The sequence below is a fragment of the Spirosoma foliorum genome, assembly GCF_014117325.1.
Taxonomy (GTDB): Bacteria; Bacteroidota; Bacteroidia; order Cytophagales; family Spirosomataceae; genus Spirosoma; species Spirosoma foliorum.
In genome coordinates this window covers 5,730,408-5,755,351 of the sequence record NZ_CP059732.1, presented here as the reverse complement: position 1 = coordinate 5,755,351, position 24,944 = coordinate 5,730,408, and the positions used below count along the sequence as shown (strand labels likewise).

25 protein-coding genes and 1 pseudogene are annotated in these 24,944 nt (G+C 46.8%); 3 read left to right on the top strand and 23 right to left on the bottom strand.

Features of this window, described 5'->3' with window-relative positions; all coding sequences use genetic code 11:
- Window positions 1-26: 26 nt before the first annotated feature.
- Window positions 27-1,865 (top strand): glutamine--fructose-6-phosphate transaminase (isomerizing), encoded by a 1,839-nt coding sequence (glmS, locus tag H3H32_RS24410; RefSeq protein ID WP_182458228.1) that lies wholly within the window; start codon window positions 27-29, stop codon window positions 1,863-1,865.
- Between the two features lie 12 nt (window positions 1,866-1,877).
- Here glmS and H3H32_RS24405 read toward each other — a convergent pair whose 3' ends face one another.
- Window positions 1,878-2,354: a DUF6252 domain-containing protein gene (locus H3H32_RS24405; RefSeq protein ID WP_182458226.1), complete on the bottom strand. Its 477-nt coding sequence runs from the start codon at window positions 2,352-2,354 to the stop codon at window positions 1,878-1,880.
- 224 nt (window positions 2,355-2,578) lie between these two features.
- On the opposite strand from H3H32_RS24405, the gene H3H32_RS24400 reads away from it, so the two are divergent.
- Together H3H32_RS24400 and H3H32_RS24395 are read left to right on the top strand one after the other, a co-directional pair.
- Entirely contained in the window at window positions 2,579-4,039 is a 1,461-nt protein-coding gene (locus H3H32_RS24400) for a serine hydrolase (protein ID WP_182458224.1), read from the top strand.
- A gap of 773 nt (window positions 4,040-4,812) precedes the next feature.
- Window positions 4,813-6,008, top strand: a pseudogene (locus tag H3H32_RS24395) (IS256 family transposase).
- On the opposite strand, the gene H3H32_RS24390 reads toward H3H32_RS24395, so the two are convergent.
- From H3H32_RS24390 to H3H32_RS24285, 22 genes are all read right to left on the bottom strand, one after another.
- Entirely contained in the window at window positions 5,970-6,377 is a 408-nt protein-coding gene (locus tag H3H32_RS24390; protein ID WP_182458222.1) for a hypothetical protein, read from the bottom strand. The pseudogene H3H32_RS24395 and the gene H3H32_RS24390 overlap by 39 nt on opposite strands.
- Before the next feature lie 263 nt (window positions 6,378-6,640).
- The gene (locus tag H3H32_RS24385; RefSeq protein WP_182458220.1) at window positions 6,641-7,039 is read right to left on the bottom strand and encodes a hypothetical protein; all 399 of its coding nucleotides are present in this window, start codon (window positions 7,037-7,039) and stop codon (window positions 6,641-6,643) included.
- Between the two features lie 56 nt (window positions 7,040-7,095).
- The gene (locus H3H32_RS24380) at window positions 7,096-7,722 is read right to left on the bottom strand and encodes a hypothetical protein (protein ID WP_182458218.1); all 627 of its coding nucleotides are present in this window, start codon (window positions 7,720-7,722) and stop codon (window positions 7,096-7,098) included.
- The gene (locus H3H32_RS24375) at window positions 7,694-7,879 is read right to left on the bottom strand and encodes a hypothetical protein (RefSeq protein ID WP_182458216.1); all 186 of its coding nucleotides are present in this window, start codon (window positions 7,877-7,879) and stop codon (window positions 7,694-7,696) included. Before H3H32_RS24375 ends, H3H32_RS24380 begins: the two co-directional genes overlap by 29 nt.
- Window positions 7,880-7,890: 11 nt before the next feature.
- Window positions 7,891-8,412: a hypothetical protein gene (locus H3H32_RS24370; protein ID WP_182458214.1), complete on the bottom strand. Its 522-nt coding sequence runs from the start codon at window positions 8,410-8,412 to the stop codon at window positions 7,891-7,893.
- Between the two features lie 232 nt (window positions 8,413-8,644).
- Entirely contained in the window at window positions 8,645-9,226 is a 582-nt protein-coding gene (locus H3H32_RS24365) for a hypothetical protein (RefSeq protein WP_182458213.1), read from the bottom strand.
- Window positions 9,227-9,618: 392 nt separating this feature from the next.
- Window positions 9,619-10,422: a LytR/AlgR family response regulator transcription factor gene (locus H3H32_RS24360; RefSeq protein WP_182458211.1), complete on the bottom strand. Its 804-nt coding sequence runs from the start codon at window positions 10,420-10,422 to the stop codon at window positions 9,619-9,621.
- Window positions 10,423-10,426: 4 nt separating this feature from the next.
- Entirely contained in the window at window positions 10,427-13,474 is a 3,048-nt protein-coding gene (locus H3H32_RS24355) for a sensor histidine kinase (RefSeq protein ID WP_182458209.1), read from the bottom strand.
- A gap of 123 nt (window positions 13,475-13,597) precedes the next feature.
- Window positions 13,598-14,230 carry a hypothetical protein gene (locus H3H32_RS24350; RefSeq protein WP_182458207.1) on the bottom strand — a complete coding sequence of 211 codons (633 nt, stop codon included), beginning with the start codon at window positions 14,228-14,230 and terminating at the stop codon, window positions 13,598-13,600.
- Window positions 14,231-14,345: 115 nt separating this feature from the next.
- On the bottom strand, window positions 14,346-14,504 hold the full coding sequence (locus H3H32_RS24345; RefSeq protein WP_182458205.1) for a hypothetical protein: 159 nt from the start codon (window positions 14,502-14,504) through the stop codon (window positions 14,346-14,348).
- Between the two features lie 8 nt (window positions 14,505-14,512).
- Window positions 14,513-15,136 carry a hypothetical protein gene (locus H3H32_RS24340; protein ID WP_182458203.1) on the bottom strand — a complete coding sequence of 208 codons (624 nt, stop codon included), beginning with the start codon at window positions 15,134-15,136 and terminating at the stop codon, window positions 14,513-14,515.
- Between the two features lie 104 nt (window positions 15,137-15,240).
- Complete coding sequence (locus tag H3H32_RS24335) at window positions 15,241-15,732, bottom strand: hypothetical protein (RefSeq protein WP_182458201.1); 492 nt, start codon at window positions 15,730-15,732, stop codon at window positions 15,241-15,243.
- A 78-nt stretch (window positions 15,733-15,810) separates the two neighbouring features.
- Window positions 15,811-16,587 carry a leucine-rich repeat domain-containing protein gene (locus H3H32_RS24330; RefSeq protein WP_182458199.1) on the bottom strand — a complete coding sequence of 259 codons (777 nt, stop codon included), beginning with the start codon at window positions 16,585-16,587 and terminating at the stop codon, window positions 15,811-15,813.
- A gap of 6 nt (window positions 16,588-16,593) precedes the next feature.
- The gene (locus tag H3H32_RS24325; RefSeq protein WP_182458197.1) at window positions 16,594-17,721 is read right to left on the bottom strand and encodes a hypothetical protein; all 1,128 of its coding nucleotides are present in this window, start codon (window positions 17,719-17,721) and stop codon (window positions 16,594-16,596) included.
- A 65-nt stretch (window positions 17,722-17,786) separates the two neighbouring features.
- Window positions 17,787-18,284 (bottom strand): YbjN domain-containing protein, encoded by a 498-nt coding sequence (locus H3H32_RS24320; RefSeq protein ID WP_182458195.1) that lies wholly within the window; start codon window positions 18,282-18,284, stop codon window positions 17,787-17,789.
- Window positions 18,285-18,487: 203 nt separating this feature from the next.
- Window positions 18,488-19,150, bottom strand: coding sequence for an ankyrin repeat domain-containing protein (locus H3H32_RS24315; RefSeq protein WP_182458193.1), 663 nt, complete (start codon window positions 19,148-19,150; stop codon window positions 18,488-18,490).
- On the bottom strand, window positions 19,104-19,751 hold the full coding sequence (locus H3H32_RS24310) for a hypothetical protein (RefSeq protein ID WP_182458191.1): 648 nt from the start codon (window positions 19,749-19,751) through the stop codon (window positions 19,104-19,106). Before H3H32_RS24310 ends, H3H32_RS24315 begins: the two co-directional genes overlap by 47 nt.
- Window positions 19,752-19,873: 122 nt before the next feature.
- Window positions 19,874-21,298, bottom strand: a complete 1,425-nt coding sequence (locus tag H3H32_RS24305; RefSeq protein WP_182458189.1) for a hypothetical protein — start codon at window positions 21,296-21,298, stop codon at window positions 19,874-19,876.
- A gap of 71 nt (window positions 21,299-21,369) precedes the next feature.
- Entirely contained in the window at window positions 21,370-21,642 is a 273-nt protein-coding gene (locus H3H32_RS24300; protein WP_182458188.1) for a hypothetical protein, read from the bottom strand.
- 12 nt (window positions 21,643-21,654) lie between these two features.
- Complete coding sequence (locus tag H3H32_RS24295; protein WP_182458187.1) at window positions 21,655-23,199, bottom strand: TPM domain-containing protein; 1,545 nt, start codon at window positions 23,197-23,199, stop codon at window positions 21,655-21,657.
- 6 nt (window positions 23,200-23,205) lie between these two features.
- Window positions 23,206-24,063, bottom strand: a complete 858-nt coding sequence (locus H3H32_RS24290; RefSeq protein WP_182458186.1) for a DKNYY domain-containing protein — start codon at window positions 24,061-24,063, stop codon at window positions 23,206-23,208.
- 11 nt (window positions 24,064-24,074) lie between these two features.
- Complete coding sequence (locus tag H3H32_RS24285; protein WP_182458185.1) at window positions 24,075-24,926, bottom strand: hypothetical protein; 852 nt, start codon at window positions 24,924-24,926, stop codon at window positions 24,075-24,077.
- Window positions 24,927-24,944 lie beyond the last annotated feature (18 nt).

Sequence of the window (24,944 nt, the reverse complement as noted above, 5' to 3'; positions counted from 1 at the left end):
TGATAACTCATAACCGCTAACTGATTATGTGTGGCATTGTAGCGTATGTGGGGCACCGAGAAGCGTGCCCGTTAGTAATAAAAGGCTTAAAACGGCTCGAATACCGGGGGTACGATAGCGCTGGGGTAGCGTTGATGAACGGGCACGGTCTGAAGGTTTATAAGAAAAAAGGGAAGGTTGTTGCGCTGGAGCATGAACTCGAAGGAAAAGAAACCCACGCGACGATTGGTATGGGGCATACGCGCTGGGCTACTCACGGCGAGCCTAACGACGTAAATGCGCACCCGCATTACTCATTCCATCGGAAACTTGCCATCATCCACAACGGTATCATTGAGAACTATGCGGCCATTAAGCAGGCATTGCTAAAAAAAGGGCATACGTTTTCGAGTGAAACCGATACCGAAGTACTAGGCCAATTTATTGAAGACATCTGGGAAAATAACGGCGGAACGCTTGAAGAAGCTGTGCGACTGGCTTTACAGGAAGTGGTGGGGGCTTATGCCATCGTGATCATGAGCGAAGCAGACCCTACCCAGTTAATTGCGGCTCGGAAAGGTTCTCCACTAGTGATTGGCGTTGGCGAAAATGAGTTCTTTCTGGCATCGGACGCCACTCCGATTGTTGAATACACAAAAGACGTAATCTACCTCAATGATTACGAGATTGCCGTTATCAAAGATGGCGCGCTGAAAGTCGTTACGCTCGATAACACAACCACAACCCCCTACGTCCACAAGGTTGAGCTGGAGTTAGAAGCCATCGAAAAAGGCGGTTTCGATCATTTTATGCTCAAGGAGATTTTTGAGCAGCCACGCTCCATTGCCGACTCCATGCGGGGCCGCGTGAAGGCCGACGAAGGAACGCTTCTGCTGGGTGGCCTGCGCGATTATATGGACAAGCTGGCCAAGTCAAAACGGATCGTGATCATTGGTTGCGGTACATCCTGGCACGCGGGTTTGGTTGCTGAGTACATTTTTGAAGAACTGGCCCGGATTCCGGTTGAAGTGGAATACGCATCGGAATTCCGTTACCGCAACCCAATTATTAAAGAAGGCGATATCGTCATCGCCATTTCGCAATCGGGCGAAACTGCCGATACGCTGGCAGCTATTGAACTGGCGAAATCCAAAGGAGCAACCATATTTGGGGTTTGTAATGTCGTTGGTTCGTCCATTGCGCGGGCAACTCACGCGGGCGCATTCACCCACGCAGGACCTGAAATTGGGGTGGCCAGCACAAAAGCATTCACGGCGCAGGTGACTGTTCTAACCTTGATCGCCTTAGCGGCAGCCAAGCGGAAAGGAACCATTTCGGACTCACTATTCCGGCAATTGCTGGCCGAATTGGATAGTATTCCGGCGAAGGTGGAAAAGGTGTTACAGGCGGCCGATAAGATTAAAGAGATTGCCTACATTTTCACCTATGCTCGAAATTTCATCTATCTGGGGCGGGGGCTTAACTTCCCGGTTGCTTTAGAAGGCGCCCTGAAGTTGAAAGAAATCAGCTACATACACGCGGAAGGTTATCCGGCTGCCGAAATGAAACACGGCCCTATTGCGCTCATTGATGAAGATATGCCGGTCGTTGTCATTGCGACGAAAGATAGCTCCTACGAAAAAGTTGTCTCGAATATCCAGGAGGTAAAAGCCCGAAAAGGCCGCGTTATTGCCATCACCACTGAAGGTGACACGAACCTGCCCGGTATGGTCGATTTTACGATCGAAATCCCGAAAGTGCACGAGGTGTTAATGCCATTAGTATCCGTCGTTCCCCTGCAACTATTGGCCTACGATATCGCCGTAATGCGTGGTCGAAATGTTGACCAGCCGAGGAATTTGGCGAAGTCGGTAACGGTGGAGTAGACTTACCGTATTCTAGCGAATATTCACATTGAACGAGCCTTCTGTCAGGGCTCGTTTTTTTGTTCCCGATGCATCGTAGGCCGTGAAGCTAAACGTACCAGTCATGTACTTATCTGTTTTCTTGGTGATCGTGATACTGCCGGTTCCCCCATTTACAGTTGCAAAGTCTTCCTTGTTGATGGTCAGAATGCCAATGTTGACGTTGCTCAATAGATAGGTTCCTTCGGTAGCGGTGGAGGGTAGAGCGAGGGCTACCACATCGCTGGTCTTACTATCGAGGCCGTAAATAGCGAAGTAACCGTTGGCCCCCGGAAATGTGGCGAGTGCATAGGCATAATCAGGCGTATAGGCTTGTCCATCAACGTTTACTTTAAAATCCACAGTGTCTTGGGTCGGAGCAGGGGCAATGTCGTCGGACTTCTTGCTACAAGAGCTAACACTAAGGGTAAACAGGATCGTTACAAGCGTTACTACGTAAGAGATTTTCATGAGTGATATTGCGTTTTTGGTTGTTGTCTTTTTTGATGAATCAAAGCTACTACAACCAGCAGGGGCCAAAGGAGAGACTATGTATGAGGTGTGTTTGGCTTTAAACCCGGTGGAAATCATGCTACAGTTGGCGAACAAAAAAGGCACTAGGCGAAGCTGATTTAAAATTAGTCCTGGCAAGTAACCTTTGCGGAAAAGCGAAGTTTCCAGCGAAACACATACTTATGAACTCCTTTCGCTTTCTAACCATACTTTTAGTTTTTGCCGTTCAGTGCGGCATTGTGTTTGGGCAAACGGCCCAGATCAGTAATGTAGAAACACTGATACGCCGTGAAATGCAGGAGCGCCGTATTCCGGGCCTTCAGTTGGCCGTTGTTCAGCACGGTAAAGTTGTTCTGCTGAAGTCGTACGGAATGGCGAATATCCAGAATGCGGTTCCGGTTACAGACCGAAGCGTTTTCATGATTAACTCCTGCACCAAAGCGTTCACGGGCGTTGCCATGATGCAGTTAGTTGAAGAAGGGATCGTGGACCTTGGGGCGCCCGTTTCCCAGTATCTTGATGGCCTTCCGGCAAACTGGCAACCCGTTACAATACGCCAATTGTTAACACACGTCTCAGGTCTTCCTGATATTAACCGAATTGCGAATCCAAATACCGGAGGACTGGTAGGGTCAGAAACGGAGGATGCTGCCTGGGCGAAAATCCAGACGTTTCCAATGGATTTCCCAACGGGCGAGCAGTTCAGCTATAACCAGACGAACTATGTGCTACTGGCGAAAATCATTGATAAATTTCGTGGGAAACCTTTTGCTCAGGTGTTCAGTGAGCGACAATTTCAGGTGGTGGGTATGCCAGGTACCCAGTTTGGTGATTCGCGCGATGTGATTCCCAATATGGTACAACAGTATAGATTTGTCACGAAACTGGATGGACAAGCGCTTCCTGAAAAACGACTTGTCAATAATTATGGGGAAATGTCGCCGTTTCACCGCACGGCCTCGGGTTTGAACAGCACCGCCGAAGACATTGCGCACTGGATTATCGCGTTGCAGCAAGGCAAACTTCTCAAGACAAAAGACGCACTCAAAACGCTCTGGACTGCCGGGACGTATAACAACGGTTCACCAACGCAATGGGCGCTGGGTTGGGTAACCAAACCTCGCCCCAAACACAGTCCGATTGTAATAACAGGTGGTGGTCGCTCGGCCTTTTTTGTGTATCCCGAAGATGATCTGGCGATTGTGGTGCTCACGAATTTGGCCGGAGGGTATCCAGAAGAATTTGTGGACGAACTGGCTGGTTTCTATAACCCCGATATTGCCGCATCCGATCCCGTTACCGCTCTCCATATGCAGTTGCGAAAACGGGGTTTCGGACAGGCCATCGAGGTGGCCAATGAACTGAAAAAGAAAGATGCCAACTTCCAGCCGTCCGAAAATGACCTGAACGATTGGGGCTACCAAATGCTAAACGGTGGCGGAAATGCACAAAACGCGCTCGAAATTTTTAAGCTCAATGTGAGTTTATTTCCTCAAAGCTGGAATGTGTATGATAGCTACGGAGAAGCCCTGCTCAAGAACGGCCAGAAAGAAGAAGCCATTGCCATGTACAAAAAGTCGGTTGAGCTAAACCCGGATAATCAGAACGGGAAATCTATGCTGGCGAGAATTGCGGGGAATTGATGGAGTTGACAATCAGCTGGCGAAACATTAAATATGATTCTCACCGGGTTTTAACCCGGTGCATCCGATCCATTCTGTTTTTTTGCGCCGTGTTTTAACCCGGTGATAATCTTGACCGTATCAACGTTTCCCTCGTTCAAAATTCTCAATAAGCCACGCTAAACTGTATGTCATAATGAAGATTCTTCTGCTTAATTTTCCTAATAACGTGTGTTCTGGATTATGAGTGGCCCGTCAGGGCCTTCACAGCGCAGCGTCGGTAGGAAAATCTGTTTCCAAAGCAAAAATGTGCCGTCAGGTACATAATTATTGTGTACCTGAATTATTGTGTACCTGACGGCACACGTTATCTACACATGTGGATTTCTCTACCGACGCTACGCTGTGAAGGCCCTGACGGGCCATTTCTAATTCCGAATTCACATACTTTAGTTAAGTACTGAGTAACAACAATTTGGACACTAGTGCTTAATTGCCGGGGAGCATTTTCTTGCAGTTAATAAAATTGTCGATAAGGCCCGAAGAGTTTGTCTCGTCAAATTCGTCAAAACCGATGACGAATGCGGGCTCGGGCATGAAAAACCGTATCGAATTTGTGATGTGTTCAACGTACTCAGAAGCAATTCCCTTTTCAGCAATACCTTTCGCAATTTCAGAGAGTGTTCAATAAAGTGTGTCAAGTTATGATTTGCTAACTTGACAATCAAATGGATATAAAACGGGATAAAAACGGCTTTGATTATGAAGCCTTTCGCCAGGAAACCATCGCTAAGATGCTCGCTGGCGAGAAAGAACTGACAGGCAAAGATGGTCTGTTGGCTCCATTATTGAAAGATTTGCTTGATGCTGCCCTATCGGGTGAGATGCAGCCGCGGTGGCGGACCACCTCACGTTGAGCAAAACCGGCCTAATCGACGCAACGGCAGCAAGGCCAAGCAGGTCAAGACCGGACATGGTCCAGTCGAGGTGGCCATGCCGCGTGATCGGGATGGCTCGTTTGAACCCAAGATCATCGGCAAGCGTCAAACGACCTTAGGCGAAGGCTTGGACAACCGCATTCTTTCCCTCTACAGCAAGGGCATGTCCTATGAAGATATTCAGGAGCACCTGGAGGATTTATATGGCTTGGAGATCAGCACTGGCCAGTTATCTGCCATCACAGATAAAATCCTTCCTTTAGTTGAGCAATGGCGTTCTCGCCCCTTGGAGCCAGTTTATGCCTTTGTGTGGCTGGATGCAGTTCATTTCAAAGTACGGCAAGACGGCAAAGTCATCAGCAAAGCCGCCTACAACATTTTAGCGGTTGAGCGCTCCGGCGCCCCGGTTACAAGGCCGGAAGGATTTGCTAGGCATCTACATTGGTGATGCCGAAAGCGCACGTTTCTGGCTCTCCACCCTGACTGATTTACAGGCTAGAGGGGTCAAAGACCTATTAATCTGCTCGATTGATAACCTCTCTGGGTTTGGCGATGCGATTGAAACAATCTACCCCAAAGCTGATGTGCAGCTTTGCTTGGTCCATCAGGTGCGCACATCAATGCGATATGTGGTCTCTAAGGACCAGAAAGCCGTAGCGGCTGATTTAAAACCGATTTATCAGTCGGCTACTGTGACCGGAGCAGAACAAAAACTGGCTGATTTTACTGACCGATGGGGAAAGAAATATCCATTGGTTGTTGAAAGCTGGCAACGTAATTGGCTGCGATTAACTCGTTTTTTTGAGTATCCCGCGGCTATTCGTAAGGTGGTCTACACGACTAATACGGTTGAAGGGTTCCATCGGCAAATACGGTGTGTAACCAAATCGAAAGGTGTTTTTTCGTCAGAGACAGCTTTATTAAAGCTACTTTACCTGACAACCCAACGCATCATTAATGGCTGGCAGTTACCCTTACAAAATTGGGCCGTTACACTCCAGCAATTGACAATATTATTTGAAGATCGTGTCCGAAATCACATCACGATCTGAGGAAATGACACACTTAATTGAACATTCCCCAATTTCATAATCCCACCGTATTTCTTTATCTGGGTTATAGACTAAAAATGGAATTATAAACGGCACATAACGACTGAATAATGGATTTTCTTCATACGTTAATCGGGTATCTGGCCAAACGTTGATTTCCGTAAAGATCGGGCCCATATCAACCATATAGATTGCCTTGTTCGTCTGGATATTCCTGGAAAATTCGTCCTGTTTTTCGTTGATGTACACGTTTACATAGGCAGCATTCCAGACAGTCGTCCCTTTCTGGTTGACGATATAATAGGGGTGAAAAGAATTGGTAATCGCAATGCCGCCTATATCACCAATTACCTTGCGATAAAGCTCCACGACTAGTTGTATGTCGGTTGCTACAGTATTCGGATTGTTGGTAAACCGTAGAGATAGTACGATTTGAAACTTGTTAACGGAGTCGGGTTGCCGGGCGCAACGACTTGTTTTCGCTTAAAAAGATCAAATAACCCCATTCGTATGAATTCCTGTTTAAAGACTCCTTAACGAACCTAAAGATGGATAGCCAGCGTACAAATTACATAACTGAATGCTGGTTTAGCCTTTACAGATAAGCCTTCATTGGCCTTACTATACTCCGTTTATTTAAGCTGATAAACTCCTGTGAGCAAATACTCTTTCCACAACTGAACATTATCAAGGGTTAGCACAAAACGGATTTCAGGGTTGTCCCAATCAAAAATTACCTCCGCAACCAATGCACCATCACTTGTGTCACTATCCCAATGAAAGAAGTCAGAAGCGATTAGGGCGAAACTAATTGTATTTAACTCGACAGGTGAAATTTTTTCGGAAATGACGTCATCACAAAGCTTTAAGAGATGCTCTTTTCTGACTTCAAACTCCCCTTCTTTTAAGCGATCAATGTAAACGGTAGTGACATCATAGCCCGTCTGCTTTTGGCTATCCTTTAAGTCAATTGCCAATAAATCAGGAGAGATCTTATTCTCAAAATATTCTTTTAGCGTTAGCTCGGTCATTTAAAGGGAATACATTTTCAGGTCGATTGTTTTCCCAAATGCTATTAAGTGATGGTCTATTGTGTCCAGCCAAGCTCTTTAATAAGCCGCTTTATAGCTCCCTGCGTACCATTGCGGATAGATTTATCGGCGGTTGGTGGCTCTAAATAAAGATTGTTGGAAAGTGTTTTGTACCGTACATCAAGCAATAGATTGGCTTCCCTATCTAATAATTTCATCTCAACATCTGTATCATAGTTTTTTCCGACTGGAAGAATATATAACGTTGTGTACGTGATATTTATGAATTTTATTCTGGATAGGAGTAAACAGTCAAGATTATTAGCTCTACATGCTTCACGAATAGCTGCTGTGTCTGGTTGAGAAACGGAAAGTTCTTTATTTATAGGATAGATACTTTTTGTTGAATATTTGCTAAGTTCACCTAATATAGTCGTCTTAAAAATACTATCTGTTTGGGGGTGTACTTTTGCAACAATAGTATCTCCTTCAATTCTAGCGAAACCAATTTTAGTTATCTCGCCGATTGATGAATTTTTATATAAAGTTTGACGGCCGATTGTAGCACAACCTGTGAAAAGTAAGAAGATGAAATAAAGAAGAACGTCTTGTAAAAAATGAAATTGGGCTTCCATTTCATTTTTTACAAGACGTTTATTCTGGCGTGGCGATTGAATCACCATGAGCAAGATTCTTTTCCTGTTTTTGCAACCCTTTTGTAGGATTTCTTGCCCGCTTTTTCTTATCCGTGGCAATCCACTGGCTTATCAACGCGAAATCCTCCTTCGATAATTGTCGGCCTGATGTATAGAAATCAATATGTTTCGGCTCCTTGATCATAATATAATTTGCTAATTTTCTGGGAAGTATTGATGAATAAGTTTGTGGGCAGCTTTGGTATCAAGCGCCATCACATTTCCAAATAGTACATGAGCGCCTAAGGATTTTTGATAATGTTCCTTCAATTTTGTCTTGCTCTCAAATGAGACATAACCTCCATAACCTTTGTCAAAAGATAACTTGCAAGCGAAAGCAACCAAATTTCCCGGTACACCCAAGTACACTTTTTCTGCGCCACGGTTGAATTTGCTACTTTCGATAAGTGCCATAAAGATGTGATCACCTCGGTCTTGTAAGCTGATTAGTCCCTGAATTATGGACGTGTTCTCTAGGATAACAAGTTTATAGACGGTTTTGTCCACTTGTTTAACCTCAGACTTCCAATCAAATAGCCACTCGGATTTCTTGAGTCGTTTTAAATCATTAGTAGTTAACTCAAGGGTTTGGGTTTTAAAACTATCGCCAGAAATGGCGTTTTCAATTGAGCGGGTAAGTTTATCGATTTCGACGTCAAATGGTGGTGGGTTTGCCATTAGACAAAGTTAGTGTTTTTGCTTCAGGCTGCTGCGCTTAATACGGTTTCTAGCCCGCAGATATTCTCTCATGTTTTTGGCTATGCACCTAACGCTAATGAGTGTTGATGGTGAGCGCACAAGCTTTGGCAGACAAACGTACCAGAACCTTTACACACTCATTTGGTTAGGTAGCAAACTCTCCTTCGGGACGGGCGTCTTGTCAGCGGTAGCCTGCCTGCTTGGAGCGAATCTACCGAGCCTGCCAAAGAACAAGGTCTAACATTTTAACTTCTGTAATGTCTGCGGCTGGGTAAGTCTTCTTAAATTGACTAACCAAATATCTACCTTGTTCGGACTGTAAATATTGGGTGTAACAGCGGCTTATTTCCGCATGTAATGAGCAGATACTATCGAACCGATTCGGGTCACTTTGATAGGGCAATTTTGTATTTAAATTCTTCAGCACAATTGAGTCGATGACTGGCATCTGAGGGTTCAAAGTTGCTACCAATTTGCTTGCAAACGAAGCCTCATATCTGTTTGTAGCTTTGTGTAAAGAACGAAGTATGGTTGAAAAATCAATGGATTGACTGCGCGATTCATCAAGCAACTCGTAAAAGGCATTATACCAAACTGCTGGTTTTTGGCGAATTCGATAGAAGCCGTTGAAGCTTTTTCTGAATTCTGTGTTGTCTTTCAACGGCTTACCAGTTAGCTCATTTAATCTTTTTTGGATGTTGAGATATTTGGCGAGACCTACCTTAACATTTTCTAAACTTGAGTCTATTTGGGGAGTTGTCAGGCTCACTGTCAAAGTGAAAGGTTTTTCCATACTTGGCTTAATAAAAACTCAAAAACAGTTCATTTTTTATATCTGTATAACTCAGGGCGTTCGTCCTGTCAATCGAAGCCTGAAAATGGAAGCTTAATCTACCTAACCGGGAAGTTCACTCTGTCACACGCAACCCGACCAACGAGCCAAAGACCTGCTTAATGAACCGTGCCACTTGTCACAGATAACCCGCCTTTAACTCACATTTTATTGACTTCACCGCAACATACTATTCTACGCAACTTCTCGAAACTACTCCCTTCAGATTATCAATCATTTTTAGACCCAAAACTTTACCGCTTAAACAAAGAAATACCTACCCGCTCTCACTTCCTAGGCCAAAACAGCGAAGTGAGTTAACGGTAGGTAAAGCCCAAAAAATTATAGATGCCCTACTTCAACTTTCCCGAATTAACGTAGAAGTCAGACAGTAGCGATAGGAATTCCTCTTTGCGACGGCGGGATACTTCAATCTCGGTGTTGTCGCTCATCCAGACCTGGCCGCCGTCGCCTTTTACGTAGCGTTTGATGTGTTCGAGGTTGACGATATTTGATTGGTGAACGCGGAAAAAGTAGTAGTTGTCCAGAATTTCTTCATACTCTTTCAGCAGTCTCGATACCACAATGGCCGGACCTTTCACCAGGTGAAATTTGGTGTACGATCCCAACGATTCGCATTGGATGATATCGGTCATCTGGACAAAGTGGATGCCCTCGGCGGTGGGCAACGCAATGCGCTGGTTGTCATTCTTTTTGCGTTCGGAGAGACGGAGGCTTTGCGTCGCGTCGAGATGCTCCTGCAAAATCTGAAGTTGTTGCGGACTCACCCCCGCTACCTGTGATTTCGATTTTTCGACGGCTGCCTGTAGTTCGTCGGGGTCAATGGGTTTGAGGAGGTAGTCGATGGCGCTGAACCGGAATGCCCGAATGGCAAACTCCTGATAAGCCGTTGTGAAAATTACCCCGAAATCGACCTTCTCGAAGCTGGCCAGCAAATCGAAACCCGTTTTGCCGGGCATCTGAATATCCAGAAAAACCAGATTGGGCTTTACGTTCTGGATTAACTCAATCCCCTGATCGGCATTTTTAGCTTCGCCAACAATGGCCACTTCGGGGCAAAGAAGGCGCAATAGATTGGTCAATGCCTCGCGGGCATTGGTTTCGTCGTCGATTAATACAGCACGAAGTTGGTTCATAACGTTACGCTTTTTCTATGGGAATAGTCATTTTTACCCGCGTTCCCGCTGGGTTATTATCAGTATCAAATAAGTCAATCAGTTCTAGTTGAGCTTCCTTGTCCTTCCGTCGGAGCGATTCGAAAATTCCTTTTGTCATCTCCTGCCCACGCGAAATATGACCTTCTGTTCGAGGAGCAAACGCCCGCCCGACTCCGTTGTCCTCAATGGTGCAAACAATGTGATTGTCCTGGATACGAGCCGTAATTTTCAGCGTTTTAGCGCCTTCTTTGGGCATCAGACCATGCCAGATGGCGTTTTCGACGTAGGGTTGCAGGAGCATGGGGGGCAAGAGCGCATCGAGCAAAACGTCATTGTCTTCAATATCAAATGAATAGCTGAACTCGTGATTGAAGCGGAATGCCTCAATTTCCACGTACATGCGTAGCGTGTCGATGATTTGCTCGAAGGATAAATATTGATGGTTTGAGTTCTCCATAATCCGGCGTACCAGCTTGGAGAATTTCGATAGGTATTTGGCGCCCTCAATCCCCCGATTGGTGAGCAGATAACTCTGCACGGAGTTGAGCGAATTGAACAGAAAATGCGGGTTCATCTGCGATTGCAGGGCTTTTAATCGCCACTCGGTTATCTGTAAATCGAGCCGGTTTCGTTCGTCAAGTGTATTCACTCGCCAGCGCATCATCAGAACAATCAGGCCAGCGATGAATAGGCCGATGAGCGTTCTGAAAAGCCAGGTATTGGTAAAGTAAGGCTTTATAGTCAGGTGAATACCCAATGGTTGCTTGCTCTTTAGACCGAAGCTATCACTGCTGCGGACATGCAGCGTATACGAGCGCGCGGGCAGGTTGGTAAACGAAACGGTATGCTGGTTTCCCAGATCGACCCAGTTCGGTTCGTAGCCTTCTAACTGATAACTATATACGTTTTTGGACGCCGGTTCAAAATTCAGTGTCGAGAAGTTGAGCGTGATCGAATTTTCGTCGGGTTGTAGAATAATCTCTTTCGTAAGGTCCTGATGAAGCATTTTTCCCTTCACCTCGACCGAGCTGAGCGCAATGTGCGGAATGATTTTGCTACGAAGCAGGGCATTTATATTCAGCAGATTGATGGTGTTGATGTGGCCTAAAATCAACTCATCCGAACTGGTTTTTAGAAACCCGACCGGGTCGTTGCTGCTCAATCCTTCGATGGTGGTGAGGTACTTGATTTTCCGGGTATTGAGGTTGGCGATATGAATTCCTTCATTGGTGCTGAACCACAGGTTGCCTTCTTTATCGTCGCAGATATTGGAGCAATAGGTATCCGATAGCTTGTCGTGCTGGTAATCGAACGAAGCCAGAATTTGGCCCGATGATGAAATTTTATTGACGCCACCCCAACTGGCAACCAGGATAGAACCGCCCTGGCCCCGTTCTACAGCATTAATACAGAGCCCGCCCAGACTTTTGCCCTTATTGGCGGGTAACTCCATGATGTTGACAAAACGCGCTTTGGGCTCATCGAAATAATACAAACCATTGGGGCAGGTGGCTACCCAGATTTTGCTATCGTTACCTTCCGTAATCGCTTTGATGTAGTTGTTCTGGCAGAGCTGTTTCCCCGCCGATTCGGGCCAGAGTTTCAGTTCTGTATTCGTCGATAGATCAACTACTTTGAGCCCCTGCGTCATGTTGGCAATCCAGAATCGCCCTTTCTGGTCTATCAAACCATCGCGGAATTCGGTGGATGTAAATAAACGAGAGGCAATGGGTAAAGCCGAAAATGTTTCTGTCGATGGATTGCCGACAAAAACACCTTTATCGGTGAAGGCCATCGGGCGGTTTTGAATCCATTGCAGCCGATGGGTATAGGTGCTGGTAGGATAGGGCCACAGGCGAAACTGGTTGGTGGTCGATTGCCAGGCCAATGCGCCTGAATGGGAGAGACCTAACAGAAAACGCTTGTCGGCTAACTGTAAGGAACTCGTCACTTCAACCGGCAACCGAACGGCGCTGGCGGGTATGTCGATGGTGTGAATACCCGGATTTCGATACCGATACTTGATAAGTCCTTTGCGCGTACCGATCCAAAGAATACCATTGTCTTTATCGTCGTACATGACCTTGACATGGATACCCTTATCGTAAAATTCGGGTAGATGATACACCTTGTTTTCGTCGGGGTAATACAGACTTAGCCCTTTCTCGGTACCAATAAACAGTAGCTTTCGCCCGTTCGCATCAACGGACTCCTGACCGCAGATTACATTCTGGTTGGCAAATTCTTTACTCAGAAACGAAAAGGATGAATTGCCAAATCCATCAACCTGGGGCAATTCAGCCGGGGGCGAAAAGCGAAGTAAGCCAGCGTCGAAGGCGCCAATCCAGATCGTGCCTTTGGTATCCTGAAAGGCCATTTCCAGACGAACAGGGCGTTTGTTGTTCGCCAGTTTGGCTTCCTGACCCAATAGGCAGATTAGTTTGTCGTGTTGACGATCGTAGTAGTAAAGCCCTATCTCCGAAATAACCCAGAGTCTTCGTTGGTTATCTTCGAAAAAGGTAGCGTCCTGATGAATGTTATTGCCCGACGAAAGGGCGTACATCCGGAGTTTCTTTCGAGCCAGATCATAGCGTTTCACGGCGGTATAATCGCCAACCCAGGCTTGGTTGTAGGAATCGACGAATACCCGTTCGTGCATGTCGTTGGTTCGGTCGTCGTCTTCATAATTATTCCGAAGAATCGTTTCGACGGTCAACATTTCGGGATTAATCGAGCATAAGCCTTTCGTGGAAATGGCTGCATAAACCGTTCCCGCCGAATCGGTTGAAACCCCTGAACAATAGCCTAACCGCTGATCGTCGACGGTCTGGAACGTGTACCCATCATAGCGGCAAACGCTTCGCCCGGTGCCGATCCACAAAAAGCCCCGCTTGTCTTTGGTAATGCACCAAACGTCATTGGAAGGTAGTCCTTCTTTGGTGGTGATGTAGTCAAACGTTAGCGTAGGCATTTGCGCATTGGCTCCCCAACAGATCGTAAAAACCAGAAGGAAAGCCAATAAGGAGCGCATACGTTGATGGTGAATTATTCTGGCGCGGGCATTCGCCCGTGCCGGTCAATGTAGCGAGTATACACTCGCGCCTATGTAAAGACACGGGCGAATGCCCGCACCAGAAAGTCAGCAAGTTACACGTTAACGCGTAATATTTTCAGTGCCGAATTGACTGCCTCCGCCCATTGCCCAGCGACCACGGGCTTTGTTGCCTGCCAGCACGTATTCGACCGTTCCGAACGCCTGACCGGGGCCGTAGCCAATCACGAGATAATTTCCACTCATGAAGCCTACGCCGTTGTAAACGCCATTGCCAACCTGCCACTGCGCCTGAAAGGTGTCGCCGGTTTTTTGCAGCGTTAATTTTCCGCGATAGGGACGCCCATCTGGATTTGTTCCGACCAGGTCATAGTTCCCATCGCGACCCGTTAGGGTTTCGGTGCCGGTTGCGCCAGCCAGACCGGATGCTGTCCAGACTCCTTCGATACGCTGATTGGCCGAGTTCGTTTTATAAACCACAATGCCGTAACCTCCATTGAGGCCATAACCCACAAACAGTTTTCCATCGGCCAGCAAGCCCAGGCCGCTGTAGTTGCCTGCCGTTGTTTGCCAGTTTACGCCATACGATTGACCGACGCGCGAGATGTTTAACGTGCCGTCGTAGAATTTGCCATCGGGTAACTGCGCTTTTTCAATGCGCCAGTTACCATCCTGGGCTAAAAGAGTTTGGGCCGTGATCATACTAAAGAGAGCAATAAATGAGTAAAGTTTCATGGAGATAAATGAGGTTTGAGTTGATTGAATGGGTGCTCTGATGGCGAGAGTAGGATGGCGCGAACGTCTACGTTCGTGCCGATTATTCTCCGGCCTCTGGCCGATTGGTTATTACTTACTTCCGGCCAGAGGCCGGGGAATAGTCAGCACGAACGTAGACGTTCGCGCTATCATGGTCTTGTAACGAGCGGAAATACGTCTGCTGGCGATTTACTAGCCAAGTGCCAGCCAGAAATAGGGCAACCAGGATTACGTAAGGGAAGAGCGATTTCATAGGTAGGGTTAGCGAGAAAAAAGGTCAAAGAATTTAGACATCGTTGTGTAGTTACGGAGCGATCGGGTAAAGACATTTTTATTATCGTCGAGGACAACGTTGCCGTTTTCATCGGTCACGTATTCGTAAATTGAGCCATTTCCGTACGCGTGAACCCGGTATTTGTAGAGGAAAATCCAGCAAAGTGATCCAATCAGAAATAGAACCCCGCCAAAGCCCAGGATGTAAATGTTATCTGCTCGTTGACGCTGGAAACTGCTGGTCAGAAAAAACGTATCGCTCTTGGGGCTGTACAGAATTGGAGCGGCTTTGCCTTCGCTCACGGCGGCAAATTCTTCGACCGAAATGCCGCCCGTTTGCGTACGTGCGATAGACTTGCCCGATGGATTGGTGAAGCTTACTTCGAGACTGTTGTCTGTTTTTTTGAGGACAAGGGCCTGGATCGAAACACCGTTCTGCTGGATATTTTTTAGCTCTTGATCGCTACCATACCACCAATACGTAAACCAGAGGCTGATGAAGAAAAACAGCGAGAACATGCGGAAACCCAGCGTATTATATTTCCGAAGGACGAAGTAATAATACGCCATCAGGAAGGCACCGAAACAGAGAGCTTGAAGTTTGTCAGTCATGGCTGTAGAGGTTCTTAAGTGAATCAAACTTACTTGAGTCCGAAGCCCTCAAAAGCACGACTGGATAATAGGTGGGGTTTACTCGAAAAGTGGTGGATTTCGCTTTACGGGTGGCGCTGTTCTAGCTGTAAAGTTTGCTCCCAAAAGCGAATGGCCGAACTGCATTGTACCTGGAAAATGAGCCAGAAGATGCCGTAGACGAGCACCGCCGGGAAGAGCGTGTTGACAAGAATCGTAATGTCGGCGGTTCTGAACACCTCAGGAATGGCGAGAATAATAAAGAACACGAAGGGGAAGCACAACAGAAAAAGGGCAACAAACCAAACCGTGTGTGGGCGTATGCTGAGCGTAACCAGCATTTTACCCTGACTGGCTCTATACATGCCATCTATGCTTGGACTAATACCGTGCTTTTTGAAGTTACTACTCGTTTTCCGTACCGAAAACCCATACGGGGTGAAGGTGCCGTAATAGGGTTTTGTGCTATAGAAACTAAAGCCTGTAATCACATTGTCGACTAAACGCTGACCAATCACATCCGAGGTTAGTTCGGTCTGATAATTGAATTGACGGAAAGGTAACAGAGTAGCAAGCATGACTAAATGGAATAAAACCTATACGGTTTTTGAAGCCTTATAGGTTTGGTAGTAAAGAGTTTGATTGGCCTGGATAGCTTATTGCGGAATAGAATTTCCCCGAAAATCGGTGCTGACGATGGCTTTGAATTGATCGAGACCATCGGTTGACGTTAAGCGATTGTTCATAGCAAATAACCATTGAACGTTGGGGCAACCCCGTAAGGTTTTTAAGTCGGTAATCTGATTATCAGAGATATCTAATCGCCCTAGCTTCGTAGATTGCAAGCCGCTCATATCAGTTAAGCCACAGTTTCTCAGATACAGATCGCCCAGCTGCGGAAGTTGCGAAAGCGTCGCCAGATTCCGAATGGGGTGATCAGATAGATTCAGCGCGGTTACGTGTCCTTTTTGTACGCAAATTTGAAAACCGTTGCGGGGTTCGGTAACTTTTTCGGCCTGTCCAATGTGCCAGTGTTCGGTAAAAACAGCGTCCTGTAATCCTAATCCCGCATCATGCGTGATCTGTGCCAGAATGGCTTTTTCGCTGGGGTCAAGCGTTGTGAAATCATAATCATACTGCCCCTTTGCGGCTTTGCCATGCCCCATTTCCATCGCGAAAACAGTGGCATAAATCCCGATGCCGAATACACAAAATCCCATTGATACGAGGGCAATGAATTTGTGATCGCTGAATCCTTTGAACGCCCACCAGCTTGCCAGCAGATATAGTAGGAAGCACCCTAAAAATAGAGGTATGCCCAGCCAATCGGGTATTTTCTTTAAGACCGAATTGGGATCTGTGAGGCCAACGGTAAAGGAATAGCCTAAAACGAACGTCAGCGTGAGGGAGAGTAATAAACTGCGAGTAGCCATAACGTCTTATAAATGAAACCAGTACAAGGTATCTTTTTTTAGTATGTAGGCTGAACCATTAGCCGATTGCAGAAAAAAATCGTTTGATAGCTTAAGCGGATAATACCATTTGAAGCGAGTTGTTTCTCGGCCGAGTTTCAGCTCGTAGTAGAACAGAAACTCTTCTGCCAGAGCACCCGATAATACACTGGACCGTCGGGTAACGATTTTCTCGGTTGTTTGCAACGCACTTGTTTTGTCGCTGACAGTCTGGCCTTCTCCAAAATCGAATCGAGTAGTCGACTGACCAATGATAACGTTTTTGTTTACGTCGTTCTGAAGAAACCGAACCTGTGTTTTCTGGGCGAGTGCTTTCGTCAGGGTAAACGCGGCTGTGCTGCCATCGGCAAACTTGGTAAACAAATACGCGTTGTGCCCGGTGGGACTTTGATAGCCGAAAAACAATTTCCCTGATCGGATTTGCTCTAGCGCATAAGCTTCATAATAACGCTCGTGTTGGTCTGATTCGAACTGAGCTTGTTGCCCACGAGCTTTTCGAATCGCTTCCCAGTATTTATCAGCATTCGCTTTGTTGCCCTCCAGTATGGTAGAGGTGATGGAGTCAGTTTTCTGAATGTCAAACTGCTTGCCAATTTCCTGCTGTTTCTGGCGAAATAATGCCTGACTTTCTTCGGCTACCTTCTCCCAGTCTTTGGTTTGTCGCGCATCAGGATAGTTGCCTGCCCAATAAGTATGCACTTCGTCAATGATTTTAAATTGTTGTAAATCAATGATGTGAAAGACATTGGCATACTGCCACAATAGCGAGCCGGTTTGTAACAGCGCCAACTCCGTTTGCAAAATACTCAGCTCGCCGAGTGGAAGCTGTCGCAATCGATTTCCCAACTGATCGTATTCGACAAGCGTATGTTCCGCAAATACGCCCGTCGAAGCCGTCAGAACGATGGCATAAATCTTTGTTTTATCGGCCGAGAAAATAAAGCTGTGAACGGTTGTATTGGGTATCGAATCGACCCGAATTCGGGCATTGTCGATTTGCGGGAGCAAAGGCAGATCAGGGTGCGTATCTTCCCGGCTCAGGCAACCCGATAAAAACGAGAGCAGGCTCATCAGTAAAATCGTAACCGGTTTCATTTGAAGCCGTTTAAACCTATGGGGTCTTTTTAGACCTTATGGGTTTGTTAATATAATCTGCCTGCTTAGTTCGACCAGTTGGGGAACTGTGCTTTCAATTGGTCGTCTAATTCATCGGCCCAGAGTTCCAGATCGCGGATGCAGGTCGTTAGTTCCTGGTAGTCCATTCCCCGAATGTCACGTTCGTAGGTAGCGTAAACGGTTTGGCTATTCGGAGCAATGCATAGTTTTACCCCTAATCGGAGATCGTTGAGTTCGAGTAAGTGACGATAGAAACCCAGCAGGTTGTTCGTTGGGATTTCCAGTAGGGGCGAGAAAATCCGCAGGTAATCGCGTCGGCTTCCGCTCTCAAACTTGATGGTTTGAATGTAGACCTCAATCGTTGCGGAGCCATTTTTCCAAAGCCAGTTATTGTTTTTAGCGCCGTAGGTCTGGTCTTTGGTCAGTCCAATCGATTCAACGTAGCACTGAATCATTGTCTGAACGCGATTGTATTGCTCGTTGGCAAGTGCGGCCTGTGCGTCTTCGGGTTTGGCAGGTGAAGGATTTTTAATTGGTTCCATTGATGTTTTCGTTTAAGAATGATTTCGTTTGACAGATCAAAACTACTACGGTTATCAGACCCGCGGGGAGCAACTCTACGCAGGGTGGATTTGGGTTTATAGGTGGTGGGAATAAGAACAAAAGCGGCTGTACCTACGGGCTTCAGCCCGTATCTAATAATAATTCAAAACCCCTAGATACAGACCGAGGATATGGATACAGGCTAAAGCCCGTGGGTACAATTCCGCAGATAAGCGGCAATTGACTGCGCTTCACTGGCTTCGCCATTACCGGCAACGCCTTCCCAGCCGACTTTAATCAGAAAGTCGACATTGTTGATGGGGAGGGTTAAATCGGCTCCGGCTTCTACTAATAATTCAACAACATTATAGCTGCCACCATAAGGTGTTACGGCGTGATAGAGAGCGGTATATCCATCCTCATCAACTACGTCCACATTGAACCCCTGCTCGATAATAAATCGCATGGTAGCTATATCCAGCTTCCGGGCAGCGGTAAGCCAAGCTTTTTTCCAGTTATCGTTCGTGTCCAGAAGCTCGGGTGGTAAAAGCTCCCACAGTCGTTTGTTCAGTTTGGTCACCCGCTCTGCATGCGGTTCAATAGCAGGGGTAACCTGGGCCTGATTGATACTCAGGTCGTATTGATACGTTAGACCATTGGGTTGGTCCACCCACGAAAAAACGGAGTTCTGATTATGAGCTTCATAATAGGCCTGAAACGTTTCCTCGGATGGCGCATCCGGGTTGTTCATAAACAGGCCATAGAAATCGAAATTGAGCCAGATTACTTTAAGGATGCGGGGCGAGAAAACAATAGGCTTAACCGCCATAATGCCGTTCAACATTGGTAGAACCTGTGAACTCATCTTTTACCGACAAGTTGTATAACTTCTTGAATCGGCCCCGTGCCGCCAGCACCTCTGGCCGAATGGTATCAAGGGCTTTTTTCATGGCGAATGTCCCGTTCGTATTGTCTCGATAAAAACCATCGCCGAGGCCCAGGCTATTGTTAACAATCAGGGTTAGCAGGGCATTGTCGTGCGTAGCTTTGTCGGACAGATCGGCGATTTCCCAGGCAATAGACAAGTATTTTAACGATTTGGTGCGATCCTGTTTGATGTTGAACGAAGGGTTATCCTGGGCGTAAACGATCGCCAGTTTTACGTATGCAATTGGGTCCATATAGGTATTGGCGGCTGTTTCGAGCGCATCGACGGCTGCTTTTCCGGCGGCAGGATTATTCTCTGGCAAAGGCACTTTAATGAAACTGTAGTAGGTTGCCAGGCCCTTTTTTACGGTTTTCTCATCGGGACTGGTTGCTATTTTTTTCAGAGCCGCCATGTCCATTGCTTTTATCTGTTCGCGGATAGTCAGATAATCTTTGAGGTCTTGTGCTGAGTTGGGCGCTGCCGCCGGTGTGGTGAACAGGCCGAGTACGCTGCTCAGGCCGAGGAGAAGAGTTTTCATGGATTGATTTGTTTAACAACTAGAACACTGATTTTTATGATTGATATAGATTTGTGATTAATGATTTTGTCCTTAAGCCATGACCGATTTATGTGAATCATAAAAATCTGCGTTCCAATGGTTTAAAGAGTAAGAAAAGGAAGTAAACTGCTGATTGATTCACTATGAAAATCGGTGCGCCATAGGGCTTTCTGGGTTTGCGGATCATACCGAACCCAATAGTCATACAGCAACGTGCCGGGATTGCTAAAATCCGATTGTTCGAAATGTAGAAAGAGCTGATTATAGCTGGTTAGATAAGCCCCTTTGATGTCCGCTTCGTTGATAAACGGTAGGTCGAATTGGGTTCGTAGCTTACCACTAACGCTATTGACTATACGCACTGTATTTCTCGTGCCAGTGGGATGACGGGAAATTATACTGATCTGCTCCCCATGTTGCCAGACTTGCCCACACGAAAAATCGCCATTCAGTCGCCAGGTTTCTTGTTGAGTAAACGGATCGAGTCGCCGGACAAAAGCGTTGGTGCGTTCTATGAAGAGGTCATTGTTGAGTGGGTAATAGGTACCCTCTGTAACGCTTCGGTGCAATTCTTCGCCAGTTTTCAGCGAGACGATTTGATACGAATGGCCTTCGCCAATTTTTTGCTCCGTGTTAATAACCAATACTTTATTGCCTTTTATAATCGGTTGATAATCAGTTATGACGATTTGCTTGACGGGCGGTAGAAACCACACTGTTTCGTTGTTGACCCAGCTTTTAGCCGTAATTCCAATTTTCCAGGAAGTGTCTGTTTGTCTATTTGCAATAACATCCTGATAAAGCGGCTTGGTGGTTAAATAGAGATCGTCGGTGAACGCCATACCTGCATAAAGGCTTGACGGACTGGTCAACGGAGCTGGTTCAGGCGAGACTTTGCGGGTAGTTTCGCCTGTTCGTGGATTGATGAAATGCACTGTCGAGGTCTTTGCTTCATACACCAACACGTGTCGGCTGGTTTGGCCAACAACGTTTCCGATGAATGGTAACTGCCACAGCTTCTTCGCCGTTGCCCGATCAAAGGCGCTAATGGTAAACAGGCCCGGTTCGTGCTTTACGGTGCCAAGCAACACCGTCGAATCTGGCGATGCCTGATAGCGCACGTCAGTCGGGAAGGGTAGGGGTAGTGTGATGGCTTTGACGGGCGCAGTAGCGGCAAAGTAGCTGGCCTGACCGGAGTTGCGTCCCGTAAAAAAGCTCATTATTCCGCCCAATGCGGCCCCGAATATGATAATGCCTATACACACCTTATCACGATTTTCATGGTTCGCCAATAAGTATTTTCGGATAATCCAGTCTTCCGCAAATCGTCCATCCATCTCATCTATCCCATGCACGTAGGATTTTGCCGAGTCTGGTTCGTCTTTTTTGAGAATCGCAAAGCCCGTTCCCTGAGCCCAGAAAACGTCAAGTGGTGATTCTTTCAAAATAGCCTGTCGCTCAGCTTCCGTTAGCCGTTTTAGCTGCTTTTCCGCCCGGCGTTTTTGAAAATATCTCCTGAAACACATTGCTTTAGTTTAATTTTTTTGCCACATAGACACAGAGGATATAGTATCTTAATTGTTTGAATTGAAAGGATTTAACTTTCTGTGTTTTCTGTATCTCTCTGGTTTGAAAGCAGGTATTGCCGAATAATCCAGTCTTCGGCAAACTGTGCCGAAACTTCCCCCAACATATCCACATGAGCCTTCTCAAAATCAGGCTCGCTCTTCAGGAAAATATGAAATCCTTCACCCTGAAAGAGACCTGCCTGTAAGGGTGATGCCTTTAAAATTGCCTGCCGTTCTGCTTCGGTTAATGGTTGGATTCGTTTTTCCAACTGCCGATTTTTGAAGTATTTTTTGAAGCACATGAAGTAGTTAGTTTACCAGCTACTACCAGCGCCACCACCGCCTGAACTACCGCCACCCCAACTACTGCTACTACTCGACGAGCTACCTGACGAACCACCACCTCCCGAACTCCTGCTGCTACTGCCCGACGAGGAGTACGTGGTTGATGAATGAGCGGATGACGACGAACGCTGCTGGATTATCGGAATGGTGTACTGGGTTTCGTAATGATGGCCACAGGCTTTGCACTCGTATTCATGGGCACCCCGCCCTTCCCGCTCTGTAGTGGCTTCTTTTACAACTCGACTTTTGACTTTGTAGACCGTTTTGGATTCGCACTTTTTGCAGCGATGATACACCAAATTGTTTAGGTTTTCGTAGCCAATCGTCTGTGTGCTATTGTGAGTCTCATTCCGCCAAACATCGTAATCGACACTGCAACTATTTTGCTCAATTTGTTGATAGTCATTAAGAAAGGCATCTCGGTGTGTTACGGCTACTTTCCATAAAGGGTACCCTTCTGCCGTTGTTCGGGGAGCATTCCGAATGGCGTAGAGCGCTTTTTCGTCTTCCCGTTTCAACCACCAAAACGGAATCGGATACAGCAGAATATTGCCTAAGCCGTTGAAATGCGCGGCTTTATAACGCACATACCGGTCTGCTTCGGTCATGGTGCCGAAAAGCTGGTAAAATGTCTTGATTCGTCGTCGGCGGGCATCCCATAAAACCAGGCCCGGAACGGCGTAAAAAACGACGACGATTTGCCAGCTATGCAACCAGTTATCCTGCCGTAGTTGAACAACCAGTAAGCCTACGGCTGAGGGCATGATCACATACATCAGAATGGCCCAGAGAATTCGCCGTTTCGATTGCGTAATCGTGAGTTCGATTTTGTCGGTAATGGGGTTTTGTTTTCTGACGAAAAATATAATCAGCCGGAGCACCAGCATGGCTGGGGTTAAGAGGGCGAAGAAGAGCCACAGTGCGCCATCTTCGAGTGGTGCACTGTGTCGTTCGGTGGTTGCCTTCGAATCATCGTAAACTTCTTTGGTGGCTTCTGGCGTGCTGATTCGGTTTGTAATTTCCTGAACACCGGCCAGCATGGCCCCATCGAAATCGCCGATTTTAGCTAATGGAACTATGCTTTCGGCTTGAATCCGTTTGCAGATGGCATCGGGCAGAATGCCTTCTAAGCCGTAACCAGTTTCCATTTCGATCCGATGCTGATCTTTAACGAGCAGCACCAGCAGGCCGTTGTTTTTCTTCTGATAACCAAGCCCCCATTTCCGAAACAGTGCAGTCGCAAAATCTTTAGGCGCGCTCTCACCAATGGAATTTACACACACCACGGCTACCTGTGCTGTCGTGGAGTCTTCTAGTTTCCCCAGCATCGCGTCGATCTGACTCACCGCCGAACCCGATAGAATATGGTCGGGATTACTGACGTAGTGCGAGCTTCGACTTTGCTTCGGGTTAGGCACCGTTTCGAGCGTGTAGGTCTGGGCAACAACCGATGGTATTCCCCCACAAACAAACAGGAAGAATAAAATGGCTAGCTGGGTAATTTTCTGATTCATCGTGGGTTAATTCTGATTGGTGGCTTTGTAGCCAGACGAGTAGGTACTGTTTTTGTCTTTGGCCTGAAGGTAATTCGTTTCGGTAAACGAAGTAGGGTCAGCTCCTTTAACAGCGTGATCGCTGAAATAAACTCGCTGTTTGTCTTTGGCGTAGTATTGCCCAGCGCTGGAGAAGTTGGCGAGATCGACGTTTTCGATCGGTGCCCAGTGCGTGTATTGCCCCAATACCAGTCCCCAGGCACGGTGCTTATCGCAGAAGTTAAAGTCCGACACTTTCCGGAACGTCGCTCCATCTACGCCCTCTATAGGTTTTTCCTGAAAATAAACCCGTCGCTTGTCGCGTGTCAGATAATACCCGTTGAACATCGGAACAAAGACAAACGAAGCCGGATCGGCCCCATCAATGATAAACATGTCTTTATATACTCGATGGCTATCGCAAACGTAGGGCGCGCCCTCGGCTGTTACATTCGTCGGCGTGTCATTGCTATTCGGAACAACCCTAAAATGGGGACCGTCGGTGCTGATCAATTCATGCCGACTGTAGCCATTGGTTTTGTCCCTGGAATAAGCTCCCGATAGGTATTCAAACGTAGCTGGGTCGGCATTTTGGATGATTCGGCCTATGTAGAATACATGGGTTTTGTCTTTGCCGTAATCATCATTGATGATGGTAAACGAGTCTGCATCCGCTTCAGGAATAACGGATCGGTTCGCGGGAAAGCCCCGATACATAACTACCTCGCCTTTTTCAATGCGGTAGCCCCTCCGTGAACCCGGCCCGCAGGCGAGTACTAGCAAGCCAATGAGTGTAATGGCCAATGTCCCAAACGTACCGAAGATTTTTTTGAGTAGACTGTTCATGATGGTGGAAATTATCGGCGACTGTGTGCGTGTACTTTGGGTGGTTGTCCTATTGCCTGTTCGTGCTGATGTCTGGTCGATGGAATAACTGGAAGTGTCTCAGATTTGGGCGTTTTGGTGATCGTATTTTCTTGATTTGCAGGTTTTTCGATAAGTTCTGACGTCTTTTTATCGAACAGATTTGCTTTCAACCAATCGATGTAGTGACTGAAGCGTTCGACATCGTGATAGGTTTGCCAGATAATCACGAAGCTGCCGTCTTCTAGTTCGGAAATTCGAATCGGCGTTGCTGTATCCAGTACAAACCAGTGCTTAAACCGCTTCCGAAACGTAAACCCTGAAGTATCCATTTTGGCGCGGGCGGCCTGTTTAAATGACTCCGTAATGGTGTTGGGTGCGAAAGAAATCGCCAGGTAGTACGTGTACGAATTGACATAAGCACTCCCGGCTTTCACCAGCGACGAGGTCATGCCTTGCCACCAGTTGAAATGAACCGTGTCGTCTGATGAGCTGGTCAATGTTACGTCGGAACAGGAGTAATATTGGCTGCCCAGAAAGTTGGCAACCTGTTCGGGAGGAGTGGTTGCCTTGTATATTTTATTGGCGGTAAAAAAGGCTTGTAGACTGCCGCTGGCCTTTTGCCCAAAGATGAAGAAAGACGCAAAGAAGAGGATCAAAAAGAACAGGCAGGAAGTAGGTCCGAGTCCCATTAGCACGAAACTCATCAGGCCAATCCAGCTACCCACCATGAATTGGATCGCCGATGTGGGCGATGTTTTTCGGGCGAATAGATACACGATGAAGAAACTAACACCGTAGATTCCTCCAAAAACAATGGCCTGAAAAAATGTGTCCTGATCCATGCAATGAGCTTATGAAAA

Bases quoted from the DNA above. Each gene is read 5' to 3' on its own strand.
- glmS (WP_182458228.1), top strand. From the start codon at position 27: ATGTGTGGCATTGTAGCGTATGTGGGGCACCGAGAAGCGTGCCCGTTA.
- H3H32_RS24405 (WP_182458226.1), bottom strand. From the start codon at position 2,354: ATGAAAATCTCTTACGTAGTAACGCTTGTAACGATCCTGTTTACCCTT.
- H3H32_RS24400 (WP_182458224.1), top strand. From the start codon at position 2,579: ATGAACTCCTTTCGCTTTCTAACCATACTTTTAGTTTTTGCCGTTCAG.
- H3H32_RS24385 (WP_182458220.1), bottom strand. From the start codon at position 7,039: ATGACCGAGCTAACGCTAAAAGAATATTTTGAGAATAAGATCTCTCCT.
- H3H32_RS24380 (WP_182458218.1), bottom strand. From the start codon at position 7,722: ATGGTGATTCAATCGCCACGCCAGAATAAACGTCTTGTAAAAAATGAA.
- H3H32_RS24375 (WP_182458216.1), bottom strand. From the start codon at position 7,879: ATGATCAAGGAGCCGAAACATATTGATTTCTATACATCAGGCCGACAA.
- H3H32_RS24370 (WP_182458214.1), bottom strand. From the start codon at position 8,412: ATGGCAAACCCACCACCATTTGACGTCGAAATCGATAAACTTACCCGC.
- H3H32_RS24365 (WP_182458213.1), bottom strand. From the start codon at position 9,226: ATGGAAAAACCTTTCACTTTGACAGTGAGCCTGACAACTCCCCAAATA.
- H3H32_RS24360 (WP_182458211.1), bottom strand. From the start codon at position 10,422: ATGAACCAACTTCGTGCTGTATTAATCGACGACGAAACCAATGCCCGC.
- H3H32_RS24355 (WP_182458209.1), bottom strand. From the start codon at position 13,474: ATGCGCTCCTTATTGGCTTTCCTTCTGGTTTTTACGATCTGTTGGGGA.
- H3H32_RS24350 (WP_182458207.1), bottom strand. From the start codon at position 14,230: ATGAAACTTTACTCATTTATTGCTCTCTTTAGTATGATCACGGCCCAA.
- H3H32_RS24345 (WP_182458205.1), bottom strand. From the start codon at position 14,504: ATGAAATCGCTCTTCCCTTACGTAATCCTGGTTGCCCTATTTCTGGCT.
- H3H32_RS24340 (WP_182458203.1), bottom strand. From the start codon at position 15,136: ATGACTGACAAACTTCAAGCTCTCTGTTTCGGTGCCTTCCTGATGGCG.
- H3H32_RS24335 (WP_182458201.1), bottom strand. From the start codon at position 15,732: ATGCTTGCTACTCTGTTACCTTTCCGTCAATTCAATTATCAGACCGAA.
- H3H32_RS24330 (WP_182458199.1), bottom strand. From the start codon at position 16,587: ATGGCTACTCGCAGTTTATTACTCTCCCTCACGCTGACGTTCGTTTTA.
- H3H32_RS24325 (WP_182458197.1), bottom strand. From the start codon at position 17,721: ATGAAACCGGTTACGATTTTACTGATGAGCCTGCTCTCGTTTTTATCG.
- H3H32_RS24320 (WP_182458195.1), bottom strand. From the start codon at position 18,284: ATGGAACCAATTAAAAATCCTTCACCTGCCAAACCCGAAGACGCACAG.
- H3H32_RS24315 (WP_182458193.1), bottom strand. From the start codon at position 19,150: ATGAGTTCACAGGTTCTACCAATGTTGAACGGCATTATGGCGGTTAAG.
- H3H32_RS24310 (WP_182458191.1), bottom strand. From the start codon at position 19,751: ATGAAAACTCTTCTCCTCGGCCTGAGCAGCGTACTCGGCCTGTTCACC.
- H3H32_RS24305 (WP_182458189.1), bottom strand. From the start codon at position 21,298: ATGTGTTTCAGGAGATATTTTCAAAAACGCCGGGCGGAAAAGCAGCTA.
- H3H32_RS24300 (WP_182458188.1), bottom strand. From the start codon at position 21,642: ATGTGCTTCAAAAAATACTTCAAAAATCGGCAGTTGGAAAAACGAATC.
- H3H32_RS24295 (WP_182458187.1), bottom strand. From the start codon at position 23,199: ATGAATCAGAAAATTACCCAGCTAGCCATTTTATTCTTCCTGTTTGTT.
- H3H32_RS24290 (WP_182458186.1), bottom strand. From the start codon at position 24,063: ATGAACAGTCTACTCAAAAAAATCTTCGGTACGTTTGGGACATTGGCC.
- H3H32_RS24285 (WP_182458185.1), bottom strand. From the start codon at position 24,926: ATGGATCAGGACACATTTTTTCAGGCCATTGTTTTTGGAGGAATCTAC.